This window comes from Gemmatimonadota bacterium, from assembly GCA_016704275.1.
Classification (GTDB): Bacteria; Gemmatimonadota; Gemmatimonadetes; order Gemmatimonadales; family GWC2-71-9; genus Palsa-1233.
The window spans coordinates 341,786-356,628 of the sequence record JADJAK010000003.1 but is presented as its reverse complement, the minus strand read 5'-3'; the positions used below and the strand labels follow the sequence as shown (position 1 = coordinate 356,628).

Here is a 14,843-nt window from a genome sequence, read left to right as displayed (position 1 = left end):
CCCCAAGATAGCGGCCCGGTGGACCGGGCTCAACCTCTAGGGGGCCAGCGTCGAGCAAATCCCCGCCCACCCATCCGGGTCGAGCGAGGCGCCACCGACCAGCACCCCGTCGAGCTCGGGCTGGGCCAGGAGGGCGGCCGCGTTGCCGGCGTTGACGGAGCCGCCGTAGAGGACTCGGGTCGTCCTCGGGAGGCCCAACCCCTCCAGCACCCCGCGAATGGCGGCGTGGACCGTGTTGGCGTCCTCCGGGGTGGCGTTCTTGCCGGTGCCGATCGCCCAGACCGGTTCGTAGGCGATCACCAGGTCGGCCGTCGGTGCCACACCGGCGAGCGCGGCCTGGAGCTGCCTGGCGCAGACAGCCTCGGTCTCCCCGGCCTCGCGCTGCGCGAGCGTCTCGCCGACGCAGAGCATCGCCTGGAGGCCACCGCCGAGCACCGCCGCCACCTTCTTGGCCGTCTCGGCGTCGGTCTCCCCGAAGACGTGCCGCCGTTCGCTGTGGCCGATCAGCGCGGCACCCGCACCGGCGGCGCGCACGAGCGGGACGCTGACCGCCCCGGTGAAGGCGCCCTTCGGCTCCCAGTGCACGTCCTGCGCACCGGCGACGATGTGATCATGTCCGCGGATGGCGTCGGCCACTGCTTCGAGCGACACGGCCGGTGGAAAGAACGCCAGCGTGCGGCCGGCACGCGGCGCGTCGAGCGAGAGAAAGCGCTCGAGGTAGAGTCGTGCCTCACCGGGGGCGACCTGCATCTTCCAGTTCGCGGCGAACAACACCGGGCGCCCCATCAGGCGTCGTCCAATGCTTCGACACCCGGCAACGGCTTCCCTTCAAGAAACTCGAGCGATGCACCGCCACCGGTCGAGACGTGCGTCACCTGCGACTCCAGTCCGGCGGCCACAATCGCGGCAGCCGAGTCGCCGCCGCCCACGATGGTGATCGCCCCCGATGCCGTGGCCGACGCCAGCGCGCGCGCCACGCCCATCGTGCCGGCGTCGAACGGCGGCATCTCGAACACCCCCATCGGGCCGTTCCAGATGACGGTGCGTGCGCCCGCGATGATCGCCGAGAACTGCATCACGCTCGATGCGTCGATGTCGTACATCGCCCAGCCCGCCGGGATGCCATCGCGTGGCACGCCGCGCGTCACCGCGTGCGGCTCGAGTCGCTCGGCGATTCGCGCCCCGGTCGGCAGGACCAGTTTGCTGCCGGCCTTGGCAATCAGTTCCTTGGCCATCTCGACCCGGTCGAGCTCAACCAGCGAGTTGCCGACCTCGAGTCCCATCGCCTTGAAGAAGGTGCACGCCATCGCGCCGCCGACCAGGATATGATCGACCTTCGGGAGCAGCGCCTCGATGAGGTCGATCTTCCCCGAGATCTTGGCGCCACCGAGAATGGCGACGAACGGGCGCACCGGTTTGTTGACGGCCTCGCCGAGGAACGTCAGTTCCTTCTCCATCAAGAAGCCGGAGACGGCCGGCTTGAGCAGATGCGCGATCGCTGCCGTGCTGCTGTGGGCGCGATGCGCCGAGCCGAACGCGTCGTTGACATACATGGTGCCGAGCGCGGCGAAGCGCTGCGCCAGCGCCTCGTCGTTCTTCTCCTCGCCCGGATAGAAGCGGGTGTTCTCCGCCAGCGCGACACCACCGCGCGGCATGTGCCGCACCGTCGCGGCGGCGTCATCGCTGGTCGGATCCGGCAGGAACGTCACCGGGAAACCCAATGCCACTTCGAGCGCGCGAGCCACCGGGCGGAGCGAATACTTCGGATCGGGACCGCCCTTGGGACGGCCGAGGTGCGAGAGCAGGACCACTCGCGCGCCCTTGTCGCGGAGGTAACGGATCGTGGGCAACGACGCCCGGATCCGCGTGTCGTCGCCGACCACGCCATCGGTGATCGGGACGTTCAGATCCACCCGAACCACGACACGTTGCCCGTCGAGGTGCACCCCCTCGAGCGAGGCGAGGGTCCGCTTGCTCACAGCTGCGCGCCGATGTGACGGATCATGTCGACGCAGCGCGCCGAGTACCCCATCTCGTTGTCATACCACGACGAGACGTGGATCATCGTCCCCTCGAGCACGGCGGTCGAGAGCGCGTCGACGGTGCTCGAGGCGCGGTCGCCGGTGTAGTCCACCGAGACCAACGGCTCATCGCTGACGAAGAGCACGCCCTTGAGCGCACCAGCGGCCGCCGCGCGGAAGGCCGCGTTGACCTCCTCCACCGTGGTGGTCTTCTCGACCGTGCAGACCAGCTCGACGAGCGAGACGTCGGCGGTCGGGACGCGCAGCGCGACGCCGTCGATCTTCCCCTTCACCTCGGGGATCACGAGCGACGTGGCCTTCGCGGCGCCAGTGCTGGTCGGGATGATCGACATCGCCGCCGCGCGCGCCCGGCGCAGATCCTTGTGCGGCAGGTCGAGGATGTTCTGGTCGTTGGTGTAGCTGTGCACGGTGGTCATGTAGCCGCGCACCCAGCCGAAGTTGTCGCGGATGACCTTCACCACCGGCACGAGGCAGTTCGTGGTGCACGACGCGTTCGAGATGACGTGGTGCTTGGTCGGATCGTAGTCGAGGTGGTTCACGCCGTAGACGAAGGTCTTGTCCTCGCCCTTCGCCGGCGCCGAGATGATCACCTTCTTCGCGCCGCCCTGGATGTGCAACGCCGCCTTGTCGCGATCGGTGAAGTGGCCCGTCGATTCGAGCACGATGTCGACACCGAGCTCGCCCCAGGGCAGCTTGGCCGGGTCGCGCTCGGAGAGGACGCGCACCAGGTCGCCGCCGACGTCGAGCCCGCCCTCGACCGCGCGGACGTCGCCCGGGAAGCGGCCGTGCACCGAGTCGTACTTGAGGAGGTGCGCCAGCGTCTTCGTGTCCGTCAGGTCGTTCACGGCGACGAAGTCGATGTCGGTGACCCCCGCGGCCTTCGCGGCGCGAATCACGTTGCGGCCAATGCGGCCGAAACCATTGATGCCAACACGGATGCTCATACGGGCTCCTCACTCCAGCGAGAGTGGGTCAAGGGTCTCAATCGGGCAGCGGCGCCCACCAAGGGTGGTTCGGCGCGCGCAAAGGTGATCGCTTCCACCTGGGGAGCTCCGGCATCGAGCAACGCCCCAGCAGCGGAAACTAATGTCGCTCCGGTGGTGAATACATCATCCACAAGAATGACGCCTCGGGCACTCGGAATGGCACCAAACGCCTCGGCGAGATTGGCCAGCCGGGCCTCGGGGGCCAGGCGGGTCTGCGTCGGGGTTTCACGGCAGCGGACGAGCCGCTCCGGACGGACCGGCCACCCTGCACGCCGCCCGAGCGCCCGGGCCAACACCTCGGCTTGGTTGTAGCCCCGCTGCCGCCGCCTCCCTGCCGCCAGCGGGATCGGGACCAGATCCGCGTCGGGCCGCCCAGCCAGCAATGGCGCCATCCGGACCGCGAAGGCGTCCGCCAGCCGCCACCAGCCGAGGTACTTGAAGCGATGCACGAGGGGGCGGACCCGGTCATCAAGGAAGACGGCGGATTGCACCGGACCGATCCCGGCCGGCCACTGGGCGCAGAGTCGGCACGCCAGACCAAGCGGAGATGGTTCGCCACAGATGGCACAGCGGGGCTCGGGGAGGGCGCGCCACTGCACCCGGCAGCCGGCGCAGACGAGGGGCTCGTCCGGCTCGACCACCGGTTGCTGGCAGACGAGGCATTCCGACGGGAGGAGCCAGCGCTCCGCCCGTCGGGCCACTTCACCCCAGGCGACCATCGAGGGCGGCCTGCAGGATGGCCATCGGCGCGGTGAGGCCGGGGAACCAGAGTCGCCACGAGGCCGCGCCCTGCACGAGCAGAATGTGGCGGCCGTCATCCGCCCGAAGACCGCGCGCACGGCACGCCTCGACCCACCGCGTCGGGCCACGCTCGAGGTAGGTCAGGTCAAGCGCCGCGCGCAGCGCCGGTCCCTGCGACGGATCGATCGGCATGCCATCGCCCCCGGCCAAGCCGAGTGGTGTGGCGTTGATGACCACCTCGCACTCCTCGGCCGCCGCGGCGGCCACGCCCACGGAGGCACACCACGCCAGAAATGCCTCGCCACGCCCCGGGGCCCGGGAGCGCACCGCGATCCGGGCACCCCGCTCGCGCGCTGCCCCCACGACGGCGCGGGCGCTCCCACCGGTCCCAAGCAGATGCCACGCTGTGGCGGGCGCCTCGAGCCGATCGAGCGCCGAGAGAATCCCGTCGACATCGCTGTTGCCAAGCATGGTGCCACCGTCGACGCCGCGGCCGAAGACATTGGCCACACCCAGCGCCTGCACGCGCTCGTCGCGCACACCAGGCAGAGCGGCGGCAGCGTTCTTGTGCGGAATGGTGATGTTGCCGCCACCACCGCTGGCCACCAAAGTGTCGGCCAATGTCGGGAGCTGGGCGGCACTGCACGGCATCGCGACGTACACCGCATCCAGACCCGCGGCGAGGAAGCCGGCGTTCTGCATGCGCGGCGAGAGCGAGTGCGACACCGGATCGCCAAGCAGGGCAAAGAGGCGGGTGTTGGCGCTGATCCTCACGGCCGCGCCTCGCGGACCAGCCGCGCCGTCACGGAGCCCATGAGCTGGTCGAGGCTGTCGGCGGTGTAGCGATAGTCCTCGACATCGCCGCCAACAGGGTCGGCGACGTCCGGTGGAAAGTCGTCGCGGCGGCCGGCATACTCGACCACCGTGTGGGTCTTCCCTGCTCCCCCCATGGCGAGCACCGCCGTGGCGTGGCTCCGGCTCATCGTCAGGATCAGGTCGGCCTGCCGCACCAGGTCAATGGTGAGCGCCGTCGCGCGATGCGCCGACAGATCGAGCCCACGCTCGAGCGCCACCAGGTACGATCCTTCCGACGCCGGCGTCCCACTCCACGCATTGGTGCCCGCTGACGTGACGGTGACGTCCGCAAGCCTGGACTCCGCCGCCAGATGCGCGCGCAGCAAGACTTCGCCCAAGGGCGAACGACAGGTGTTGCCGGTGCAGACGACCAGGATGCGCTTCATGGGGCCAACCGCCCCACCCGTCGCCGCAACTCGGCGATCGGAATCGCCCCGGCACGCACCAGCGCCGGCACGGCGGTGGTGCAGTCGACCAGCGTCGACGGCGGCACGTTACCGAGGACGCCGCCGTCGAGCACCATCAACTCATGGGTCGCCATCGCATCGGGGAAGAGTGAAGCGATCGCACCGGGGCCCGGTGCCGTCGGTCCACCGGGCAGGTTGGCCGAGGTGGACGTCAGCGGGCGGCCGCACGCCTCGATCAGTCGGGCAATGCCGTCGTGCGACGTCCAGCGTACCGCAATCCCACCACCACCGCCGCGCAGTCGGTCCGGGAGTCTTCCCTCGCCACCGCTGAGGACGAGCGTCAGTGGTCCCGGCCAGAACTCCTGCGCCATCGCCTTCGCGCTCGGTGTCAGGACAAGGCCGCACTGATTGAGCATCTCGAGACCGCTCACGAGGAGGAGAAACGGTTTCCGTGCCGGCCGGCCCTTGAGGGTGGCGAGTCGGTCGAGTGCCGCATCGGTCGGCGCGCAGCCCAGACCGTAGACGGTCTCGGTCGGGTAGGCGAGCAGGCGATCGGCGGCGAGGTGCGCCTGGACCGCGGGGATCGCGCGGGCGACATCCTCCGGCGTGCGGAACGGAATCATCCGGACTCCGCGGCGTACCATTCGGCCAGGGCCAGATCATCGCGCGTGGTGATCTTGAGATTGCGAGCCGTCCCCGGAAGAATCTCGACCACGGCGCCCAGCAGTTCGGCGAGCATCGCGTCATCCGTTGCCACGATGTCGCCCGCCATCTCGGCGGCGTGCGCGCGCTCCAGCATCGCGCGCGGAAACGCCTGCGGGGTCTGTGCACGCCACAATCCTTCGCGCGGCACGGTCCCCAGCACCCGCCCGAAGTCATCGGCGCGCTTGAGCGTGTCCGATACAGGCAGCGCCGGCAACGCCGCGTGTCCGGCGCGGGCCGCCTGAATGCCGCCGTCGATGGCGGCGCGTGGTGGAAAGGGTCGCGCGCCATCGTGGACGAGCACGACAGTGCACTCCGCGGGAACGGCGGCCAGCCCATTCCGCACCGACGCGGCGCGGTCCGCTCCGCCCGCGACAATCATGAGTGCATCCCCGACGAGGCCCGCAAGCCAGGGAGGCGGAGCCTCGGCGTCCGCAGGCGGCAGCACGACCACCACCGTCGCGACCTCGGGATGACTGACGAACGGCCGGAGGGCATGCAGCAAGACGGGGTGGCCGGCGAGCGTGAGGTACTGCTTCGGCACCTCGCCGCCCATCCGCGCGCCGCGACCGGCGGCGACGACGATCACGCCGACGTCACGTCCCAATGGTGCGCACCAATTGATCGACATGATCGAGGCCGCGGTGCTTGATCCCGGGGACCGACGCGGTGGCGCGTGACGAGCCGAACGCCTGCGTGAAGCCGAGGCGCGCGGCCTCCGCGAGCCGGCGATCGAGTCCGCCGATCGGACGGATCTCGCCACCGAGGCCAAGTTCGCCGAGGTAGAGGGCGTTGGCCGGGGTGGGGCGGTCGCGCATAGACGAGAGCAGCGCCGCGGCAACGGCGAGGTCGGCGCCGGGCTCGGTGAGCCGCACGCCGGCGGTCACCTGCACGAAGACATCGAGCGTCGCGAAGGAGGCGTTGCCGCGCCGCTCGAGGATCGCGAGGATCACCGCGAGACGCTTCGGGTCGAGACCGGTGGCCACCCGCTGCGGCGTGCCGTAGCCCGACGGCGCGGCGAGCGCCTGCACTTCGACGAGCACCGGCCGGGTCCCTTCCATCAATGCCGTCACGGCACTGCCGGCGGTCCCCTCGGCGCGCGCCGCCAGGAAGACGGCCGACGGGTTCTGCACCGCGACGAGTCCCTGCGAGGTCATCGAGAAGACGCCAAGTTCATCGACCGAGCCGAAGCGATTCTTGGTGGCGCGCAGCAGGCGGTAGTCGAGCGTCGACTCGCCCTCGAAGTAGAGCACGGTGTCGACGATGTGCTCCAGCGTCTTGGGGCCGGCGATCGCGCCACCCTTCGTGACGTGGCCGACGACGATCACGGCGACACCGCTCTCCTTCGCGAAGCGCATCAGCAGCCCGGCGCATTCGCGCACCTGCCCGACGTTGCCGGGGGCGCTCTCGAGGGCATCGGTGTAGACGGTCTGGATCGAGTCGAGGATGAGCACCGCCGCATCGATCTCGCGCGCGGCCTGGAGGACACCCTCGAGGCGCGTCTCGCCGAGGACCTGCACGTCACCGCTCGCCTCGCCGAGGCGGTCGGCACGGAGGCGGAGCTGTTCGGCTGATTCCTCGCCGCTGGCGTACAGGACGGTGCGGCCGCTCGCTTCGAGGCGCGCGGCGGCCTGCATCAGCAGCGTCGACTTGCCGATGCCGGGTTCGCCACCGATCAGCGTCATCGAGCCGGGGACGATGCCGCCGCCGAGGACGAAGTCGAGTTCGGGTAGTCCGGTGCCCCAGCGTTCGAGGCGCGCCTCGGTCACGTCGCGCAGGCGGACCACCGGGGCGTACGTGGCCACGGCCCCGCCGCCGCGTGGCGCGGGCGCCTTGCTGATGGCTTCCTCGCCGACGCTGTTCCACGCCCCGCACGCCTCGCAGCGACCGACCCACTTCGGGTGGTCGTGGCCGCATTCGACGCACCGCCAGACCGCGCGGGCCTTCGCCATCACTGCTCCCGTTCGGTGCGGCTGTCGAAGCGCGTGAACTGCTTGTGGAAGAAGAGATCGATCGAGCCGGTCGGACCGTTCCGGTGCTTCGCCATGATCACTTCGGCCTTGCCGTCGAGCGAATCGCCCGCCTGCTCCGCCTTCTCGCGCAGGTCGCGATACATCTCGGGCCGGTGGATGAAGAGGACGATATCGGCGTCCTGCTCGATCGCGCCGGAGTCGCGCAGGTCGGAGAGCAACGGCATCCGGTCACCGCCGCGTTGCTCCGAGGCGCGCGAGAGCTGCGACAGCGCGATGACCGGCACTTCGAGTTCGCGCGCCAGCTGCTTGAGCGAGCGCGAGATGTCGGAGATTTCCTGCACGCGGTTGTCGGCGTATTCGGGGCTGCGCATCAGCTGCAGGTAGTCGACGATGACCAGCTTGAGGTCGTTGTCCGCCTTGAGGCGGCGCGCCTTGGAGCGCATCTCCAGCAGCGTCAGGGCTGGTGTGTCGTCGATCCAGATCGGGCAGTTCTGCAGGATGCCGGCGGCGCGGGCCAGGCGCGTGAAGTCGGTGTCGCGCAACATGCCACGACGCACCGCTTGCGAGTCGACGCGGGCCTCGGCGCAGAGCATACGCTGGACCAGCGAGTCCTTCGACATTTCCAGCGAGAAGACGGCGACGCCGTGCCCCTCGATCGCCGCGTGGGTCGCGAGGTTCAAGCAGAACGCGGTCTTCCCCATCGAGGGACGCGCCGCCACGATGATGAGTTCGGAGTTCTGGAAGCCGGTGGTCATCTCGTCAAGATCGGCGAAGCCACTGGGGACCCCGGTAATCGAACTACCGCTTCGCTGGAGCTGTTCAATGCGCTCCATCGACGGCCAGAGCATCTCCTTGATCCGGGTGAAGCCGTCGTCGCGACGCTGCTGCCCGATCACGAAGATCTTCCCTTCGGCCTTGTCCAGCAGCTCCGCGGCGGTGGTCTTCCCTTCGTACGCCTCGGAGACGATCTGCGTCGCCGCCTCGATCAGGCGGCGCTGGATCGCCTTCTCACGGAGGATCCTGGCGTGGAACTCGAGGTTGGCGGCCGTTGGCACGGCGTTGACCAGCTCGTCGAGATAGGAGACGCCACCGGCCTGTTCCAGGTCGCCGCGGCGCTGGAGCTCGTCCCGCACGGTGACGTAGTCGATCACCATCCGCTGCTCGACCAGCGAACGCAGTGCCCGGAAGAGTCGGCGGTGGCCTTCCTTGTGGAACTGGAGGTCGTCGAGCAGCTCAGCGCCCCGCAGCGACGCCTCGCTGTCGATCAGCATGGCGCCGAGCACGGCCTGTTCGGCCTCCTGACTCCAGGGGACGGTGCGTCCCTGGAACGGATCAGGCGTCGAGTTCGAGGAGCTGTCGGGCGATTCGGACATCATCCCAGGCGGGTCGCTTCCAGTTGGGGTTACGCAGCAGCGCAGCCGGGTGATAGGTGACGATGAGTGGTATGCCGTCCCAGGCATGGACCCGGAGACGGAGATCACCCAGCGGCTTCTTGACCCCAAGCAACGCCTCGGCGGCGGTACTGCCGAGCGCGAGGAGGACCTTGGGCCGAACCAGCGCGATCTGGCGATGCAGGTACGCGCTGCAGGCCTCGCGCTCGTCGGGGAGCGGCGCCCGGTTCCGCGGGGGGCGGCACTTCACGACATTGGCAATGTAGACCTGTTCCCGAGGAACCTCGATGTTGGCGAGGATCTTGTCGAGTAGCTCGCCCGCCTTGCCCACGAACGGTCGCCCCGTGAGGTCCTCGTTTTCCCCCGGACCCTCGCCGACACACATCAGCCGGGCCGCCGGATTCCCCTCCCCTGGCACGGTGTGCGTCCGCCCCTGGCACAGCGGGCAGGCACGACATTCGGCGACCACCGAGGCCACCTGCTCGAGCGAGGTCCACACCGCGCCCTTGGCCACGCTGGCGGCTGGCGGCACCACAGCCATCCCCGGCCCAGGAATCTCGGGCGCCGCCTTCCGCCAGACGGCTTCGGGGTCGCCAAAGGGCCTGACCACACCCCCGAAGACCGGTGCCGACTTCGGCTCGACGGTGGCGCTCGCACGCGGCGACGGTGGGGGGGAGGCTTTCGGTTTGGCCTTCAGCGGAGTCTCGGGGGCGGCCTGCGTGGTGGTCGGAGCAACGGGAGTGGTGCGGGCGGCCTTGGGCGGTTTGGCGCTCATCGCCGCGATGAGATCGGCAGGGCTGTCGACGATCACCTCGTCGCCGCCGAGGTCGCGCTGGAGCTCGAGCCAGCGCCGGACCGGATCAGCCACGGTACTGCTCGATGGCGTCGAGGATCGCCTCGGCCACATCCGCCTTGCTGCGCAGCGAGATCCGCTGGTCGCCACCCTGGCAGTCGAGGATCGTCACGGCGTTGGTGTCGACGTCGAACCCCGCGCCCGCCTCGAGTGCGTCATTGATGACGATCATGTCGAGCTGCTTGCGGGTGAGCTTCATGCGGCCGCGCTCGATGGCGGCACCAGTCTCCAGCGCGAAGCCGACCACGGTGAGCCCCGCGTGCCGCTGCGGCATCGTCGCGACCAGGATGTCTTCGGTCGATTCAAAGGCCAGCGTGAAGCCGCCCTCGGAGCGCGGCAGCTTGGTGTCCCGTGTGTGCACCGGGCGGTAGTCCGCCGGCGCCGCGGCCATCACCAGGACGTCGCTGCTCGGCATCTCGCGCGCGACGGCATCCTTCAGTTCGTGCGTGGTCTCGACCCGCCGCACGGTCACGCCGACGGGAATTGCCTCCGATGACGGCCCGGTGATCAGCGTCACCTCGGCGCCACGCCGCCACGCGGCCTCGGCAATCCGATAGCCCATCTTGCCGCTGGAGCGATTGGTGATCACGCGGACCGGATCAATTCCCTCGCGGGTCGGGCCGGCCGTTACCACGACCTTGAGCCCGAGCAACGGACCGGGGCCGGCCAACACGCGCTCCGCGTGTGCGACGATCTCGCTCGGCTCGGCCATCCGCCCCGGCCGATCGGACGGCCCCTCAGCGAGTGCGCCCACCACCGGCCCGACCTGACGCCAGCCGCGTTCGCGCAGCAGCGCGAGGTTCGCGGTGGTGGCCTCGTCGGCGTACATCTCGTCGTTCATCGCCGGCGCAATGAGCACTGGCGCCTTGGCCGCGAGAAGTGTGGCGGTGAGGAGATCGTCGGCCATGCCGAGTGCGGCGCGCGCCAGGAGATGCGCCGTTGCCGGGGCGACGAGGATCAGGTCGGCCGATTCGCCGAGTGTCACATGATCGAGCGCCCCGTCGCGCTCCCAGAGGGAGGTGCGCACGGGGCGTCGAGTCACGGCTTCGAATGTCGGGACACCGATGAATTCGGTGGCGCCCCGGGTCAGGATCACATCCACCAGCGCGCCCCGTGTCGTCAGGTCACGCGCCAGCAGGACGGACTTGTAGGCCGCGATTCCCCCGGTGACTCCGAGGACGACTCGACGGCCCCGCCACATCTCAGGCCTCGGTGCGGCGCCGACGGAGCTCGCGGAACGTGAGGTCGCCGGTGGTGAGCTTCTGCAGCGAGAGCGTGGTCAACTTCTTGGCGCCCTCCGTGTGCTCCCAGCTCGCCACGACATCACGCGGGAACTCGTTCAGGTAACGCGCGAACTTCGCGGCGACCAGAATGCCCCGGTACTTCGAGCCGGTGTAGCGAGCGACTTCCTGCGGCGTAAACACTTCCATGGTGCTCCTCCAGTCAACGATGAGCGGTCGAGCGCGCGAGCTCTGCCGCGACCTCGGCACGGAGCCGATCAAGCAGGACGGCGACGTCCCGCTGCCGGCTGGTGCGCCGAGCTTCTGCATCGAGGATCGCGTGCACAATGCGCACGGCCTCGTCCAACGCGTCGTTTACCACGACGTAATCGTAGGCCACGGCGGCGGCCAACTCATCCAGCGCCTTCTGCAGGCGCCCCGCCACCACCTGCTCGGCCTCCGTCCCGCGACCCCGCAACCGTTCGGCGAGCACCGCACCGCTCGGCGGCACGACGAACACCAGCACCGCATCGGGAAAGCGCTCCCGGACCAACCGGGCACCCACCACCTCGATGTCGAGGAGGACATGGCGTCCCGTGTGGGTCACCCGCCGGACCTCGTCGAACAGCGTCCCGTAGCGATGCCCGTTGTACTCGGCATGCTCGAGGAAGTCGCCGGCCTGCACCCGCCGCTCGAACTCATCCGCCGAGAGGAAGTAGTAGGCCTCGCCATCCACCTCACCGGGCCGCGGCTCCCGCGTGGTGGCGGAGACCGAATAGCCGCTGTCTTCGCGTTCGGCGAGCAACCGCTTGGCGATCGAGGACTTCCCGCCGCCCGAGGGCGACGACAGCACCACCACCAGCGGCGTCACTCGAGGTTCTCCAACTGCTCGCGAATCTTCTCGAGCTCGCCCTTCATCCCCACGACCTCGTGGGCGATGACGGCATCGTTGGCCTTCGAGCCGATCGTGTTCACCTCGCGCCCGAGCTCCTGCGCGATGAAGCCGAGTCGCTTCCCGACCGCCAGTCCTTCGGCCAGCGCGGCATCGGTCGCATCGAGGTGGGCGCGGAGGCGCACCAGTTCCTCGGTGATGTCCAACCGGTCCGCGAGCACCGCGATCTCCTGCGCCACGCGCTGGGCATCCATCGCGACACCATCGAGCAGCTGCGTCACGCTGGCCCGGAGCCGGTCCCGTTCGCGCACCACCCGCTCCGGCGCCTGCGTCGCGACCCGATCGGCGGCGGCGCGAATCGAGGCCACGCGCTGGGCGATCTCGGCTGTCAGGACCGCCCCTTCGCGGGCCCTGGAGGCTCGGCACTCGGCCGACGCCGCGGCGACCACCGGGGCAAGGCCGCTCCATGGGAGGGCCTCGCCCTCACCCTCGCGCCGAATGCCCAGTACATCCGCCTGCCGCGCCACCAGTTCGACCGTCACCTCGCCACCCAGGCCGAAGCGATCGCGGAGCGCCGTCAGCGAGGCCACCACGGCCTCGGCCCGGGTCCAGTCGATCCCGGCGGTCAGTGCCCCATCCTCGACCCAGCGCACTGACACCGTGAGGTGCCCGCGTTCGAAGCTGGTGCGCAACGCCTCCCGCAATTCCCCTTCGACCGCCGCCAGTTCCGACGGCAAACGGGCCGCCAGGTTGAAATAGCGGTGGTTGACGGTGCGAATCTCGACCCGGAGTCGCCGGCCCCCCAGATCGCCTTCCGCTGCCCCGAAACCGGTCATGCTCAAGGCCACGCCGTGGTCTCCGGACCGAGGGTAGCTGGGAAAGATAGCTGATCCGGGGCATCAGGGGGAATCCTGCCCCTTCGGCCGCCCGGATCAGTTCAGGAAGTCCCAGCGGATCCCGAAGGAGGAGGCCAGCGAGGGGATCGGATACCCCGGGACGGTACCAGCCCGGACCGCCCTGAAATTCACCCGGTCGTAGTAGGCGATGAACGGCCCGATCTTGAACTGCAGCCAGCCGCGGACGAAGGTCCGGCCTGGGAGGGCGATCGGGTCGCCCTGCGCCGTCCGGCCGATGACGCCCGGGCTCCAGCTTTCGATCATCCCCTGGAGCTTCATCTCGAAGATCCCGCTGGGGAAGTTGCGAAGAAAGCGCGAGCGGATCGTCGCGGTGGTGAGGCCGTGGTGGGGCGGCGTGCCATCGGGCTGGTCGCCCCGAATCGGATGCTCGTACACGCTCTCGAAGGTCAGCCAGCCGTTGGCGGCGAACCGAGCCCGCGCCGTCACCCAGTCCGTGGTCTCGAGGGGCGCGAGCGAGGCGATCGTGGGGAAATTGCGATACGCCATGGGCCGCCACCCATCGAGACGCGCGCCACCCACCTCGACGCTGAGCCGCCGCGTGTCGATCGAGGCCGTCGCTTCGACATCGGTAAAGCGTTGCGCCAATTCCGATGCATCGGCAGGCGCCTGCACCCGGTGACCATCGCGGATCACGCCGCTGAGCGTCACGCCGAGCGGTGCGCGGAAGCCGATGCGCGCGGTACCCCAACTGCTGCTGCGGTCGCCGTCGTGCTGCTGACTCACCAACTCGACGGAGCCACTCAGGCGCCGCGATGGCGCCCAGCCGAGCGCGAGTCGTGCGTCGAGCGGCGTCCACTCGGTCTGATGCCAGACGGTGAGTTGACTCGACCAGGTCGGTTGCCGGCGCGCCAGGACTGCCCCGACGCGGCCAACGTCATGCCGAATCCCCTCGCCGCTCCACGCCGTGCGGCCCAGGATGATGTCCGCGCGTGATCCGAGGCCATCGGTGGAGCGCTGGTAGGAGAGTCGGAGCTGCGCGTCACTCCGCGTCCCGGTGAGCCCTGGACTCAGGACCGTGCCCGCTGGTGCATCACCGGCGAGGAGGGTGTCGCGCACGGCGTCCTGCACCTGCAATTGGAACTGCATCCCGATGCGCGGCGACGGGATGTAGCCCAACTGGATCCAGGCGTTGGTGCTGTTGGCGCCGCCACTGCCGCCATTCGGTGGATTCACCGAGAGGTATTCCGCGGCGAGCCCCAATCCGATGCCACTCGGATAGCGGCGCTCGAAGGAGCCGAGATAGCGAGCCACCGATCGATCGCCGGAGGTAAGTCCGATTCGCGTGCGCGGCGCCGCGCGGTCGTGGCGTCGCGTGAACAGGGCAACGCGCAGCTGCCCCGCCCCGCGCTCGATCTCGACGCGATCGAGCAGCGCGAGCGCCCAGAGCGACGGATCGGCGGCGAGCGAATCCGGTCCGACCGGCAGATAGGGCACACCGTCGACCGAATACTCGACCGACGTGGCCCCGCGCCCCAGGTACGTTGGCATCTCGCTGCGGGCGAGCCACCCTTCGCGCCAGAGGTAGACACCCGGAACGCGCGAGAGCAACTCGCTGACCGTCTGCGCGGTGGCCCAGTCGATCGAGTCGCGAGTGATCAGGATGCGACTGTGCGGCGTGAGGAGTCCGGTGGTACCGACCGGATCGAGCGTACGCAGCAGCACGCGCTCCTGCCCCTGCGCCTTGAGCACGCGGTCGGCGGTCGAGATGGTGTCGGCGGCCACTTTCTTGAGGGAATCGGCGACGCGCGCCGAGTCGGAGAGCGGCGGTGGCGGCGGGGCGATGACCTGGGCGTGTGACGCGACGGCGCCCCCGATGACGAGGGCGCCGACGAGGCATACCGTCCGGAGCACCGACACGGCGGGC

The 14,843-nt window shown here is 69.6% G+C and carries 15 protein-coding genes; all 15 read right to left on the bottom strand.

What is annotated here, in order from left to right:
• Positions 1–36 precede the first annotated feature (36 nt).
• The 15 genes from IPG05_09265 to IPG05_09195 all read right to left on the bottom strand — a co-directional run bounded on the left by IPG05_09265 (position 37) and on the right by IPG05_09195 (position 14,836).
• The gene (locus tag IPG05_09265; protein MBK6495277.1) at positions 37–786 is read right to left on the bottom strand and encodes a triose-phosphate isomerase; all 750 of its coding nucleotides are present in this window, start codon (positions 784–786) and stop codon (positions 37–39) included.
• Positions 786–1,979, bottom strand: a complete 1,194-nt coding sequence (locus IPG05_09260) for a phosphoglycerate kinase (protein MBK6495276.1) — start codon at positions 1,977–1,979, stop codon at positions 786–788. The genes IPG05_09265 and IPG05_09260 overlap by 1 nt, the downstream gene beginning before the upstream one ends.
• On the bottom strand, positions 1,976–2,986 hold the full coding sequence (gene gap, locus IPG05_09255; protein ID MBK6495275.1) for a type I glyceraldehyde-3-phosphate dehydrogenase: 1,011 nt from the start codon (positions 2,984–2,986) through the stop codon (positions 1,976–1,978). The genes IPG05_09260 and gap overlap by 4 nt, the downstream gene beginning before the upstream one ends.
• Positions 2,983–3,747, bottom strand: a complete 765-nt coding sequence (locus IPG05_09250) for a ComF family protein (GenBank protein ID MBK6495274.1) — start codon at positions 3,745–3,747, stop codon at positions 2,983–2,985. The genes gap and IPG05_09250 overlap by 4 nt, the downstream gene beginning before the upstream one ends.
• Positions 3,731–4,543: a shikimate dehydrogenase gene (locus IPG05_09245; GenBank protein ID MBK6495273.1), complete on the bottom strand. Its 813-nt coding sequence runs from the start codon at positions 4,541–4,543 to the stop codon at positions 3,731–3,733. The genes IPG05_09250 and IPG05_09245 overlap by 17 nt, the downstream gene beginning before the upstream one ends.
• Positions 4,540–5,010 (bottom strand): low molecular weight protein arginine phosphatase, encoded by a 471-nt coding sequence (locus IPG05_09240; protein MBK6495272.1) that lies wholly within the window; start codon positions 5,008–5,010, stop codon positions 4,540–4,542. Before IPG05_09240 ends, IPG05_09245 begins: the two co-directional genes overlap by 4 nt.
• Positions 5,007–5,654: an L-threonylcarbamoyladenylate synthase gene (locus IPG05_09235; GenBank protein ID MBK6495271.1), complete on the bottom strand. Its 648-nt coding sequence runs from the start codon at positions 5,652–5,654 to the stop codon at positions 5,007–5,009. The genes IPG05_09240 and IPG05_09235 overlap by 4 nt, the downstream gene beginning before the upstream one ends.
• A complete protein-coding gene (gene ispD, locus IPG05_09230) occupies positions 5,651–6,340 on the bottom strand; it encodes a 2-C-methyl-D-erythritol 4-phosphate cytidylyltransferase (protein MBK6495270.1) in 690 nt (229 codons plus the stop codon). The genes IPG05_09235 and ispD overlap by 4 nt, the downstream gene beginning before the upstream one ends.
• Positions 6,330–7,685, bottom strand: a complete 1,356-nt coding sequence (radA, locus tag IPG05_09225; GenBank protein ID MBK6495269.1) for a DNA repair protein RadA — start codon at positions 7,683–7,685, stop codon at positions 6,330–6,332. The genes ispD and radA overlap by 11 nt, the downstream gene beginning before the upstream one ends.
• The gene (gene dnaB, locus IPG05_09220; protein MBK6495268.1) at positions 7,685–9,079 is read right to left on the bottom strand and encodes a replicative DNA helicase; all 1,395 of its coding nucleotides are present in this window, start codon (positions 9,077–9,079) and stop codon (positions 7,685–7,687) included. The genes radA and dnaB overlap by 1 nt, the downstream gene beginning before the upstream one ends.
• Positions 9,039–9,965, bottom strand: a complete 927-nt coding sequence (locus IPG05_09215) for a uracil-DNA glycosylase (GenBank protein MBK6495267.1) — start codon at positions 9,963–9,965, stop codon at positions 9,039–9,041. Before IPG05_09215 ends, dnaB begins: the two co-directional genes overlap by 41 nt.
• Positions 9,958–11,151 (bottom strand): bifunctional phosphopantothenoylcysteine decarboxylase/phosphopantothenate--cysteine ligase CoaBC, encoded by a 1,194-nt coding sequence (gene coaBC / locus IPG05_09210; GenBank protein ID MBK6495266.1) that lies wholly within the window; start codon positions 11,149–11,151, stop codon positions 9,958–9,960. Before coaBC ends, IPG05_09215 begins: the two co-directional genes overlap by 8 nt.
• Before the next feature lies 1 nt (position 11,152).
• On the bottom strand, positions 11,153–11,380 hold the full coding sequence (locus tag IPG05_09205) for a hypothetical protein (GenBank protein MBK6495265.1): 228 nt from the start codon (positions 11,378–11,380) through the stop codon (positions 11,153–11,155).
• Between the two features lie 13 nt (positions 11,381–11,393).
• Entirely contained in the window at positions 11,394–12,530 is a 1,137-nt protein-coding gene (gene gmk, locus IPG05_09200) for a guanylate kinase (protein ID MBK6495264.1), read from the bottom strand.
• 464 nt (positions 12,531–12,994) lie between these two features.
• Positions 12,995–14,836: a TonB-dependent receptor plug domain-containing protein gene (locus tag IPG05_09195; GenBank protein ID MBK6495263.1), complete on the bottom strand. Its 1,842-nt coding sequence runs from the start codon at positions 14,834–14,836 to the stop codon at positions 12,995–12,997.
• Positions 14,837–14,843 lie beyond the last annotated feature (7 nt).